The following is a 392-nucleotide window of genomic DNA, read 5'->3' on the forward strand; positions in this document are numbered from 1 at the left end:
GGCATGCCGGTGTTGATATAAATCTGGATATGTTAGCGGCCGATAGCACAGAATTTACCGCGGCCTTGTTTGCTGAAGAACTGGGCGCAGTGGTTCAGGTGAAGCGAGATGACTTGCAAAAAGTGCTGACTGAGCTTAATGCTGCGGGTTTGGGTGAGATTACAAAAGTCATCGGCTCGCTGAATCTGGATGATGAGTTGCGGATCCATTTTGATGATGAAGAGATCTATGCTGAATCACGTATCCAGCTACAGCGCTGGTGGGCTGAAACCTCATACCGCATGCAGGCGCTTAGAGATAACTCTGAATGCGCTCAGCAAGAATTCGATGTTCTTCTGGAAAAGGAAAATCCGGGTCTGAATGTTGAGTTAAGTTTTGATCAGAATGACAAC

At 46.9% G+C, this 392-nt stretch carries 1 protein-coding gene; it reads left to right on the forward strand.

Annotated features, from left to right (window positions below; all coding sequences use genetic code 11):
- Positions 1-392, forward strand: a 392-nt coding sequence (locus QWI17_RS00015; protein ID WP_302720462.1) for a hypothetical protein, incomplete at both ends; no start/stop codon positions are given.

The sequence above is a fragment of the Gilvimarinus gilvus genome, from assembly GCF_030518155.1.
In the GTDB taxonomy this organism is placed as follows: Bacteria; Pseudomonadota; Gammaproteobacteria; order Pseudomonadales; family Cellvibrionaceae; genus Gilvimarinus; species Gilvimarinus gilvus.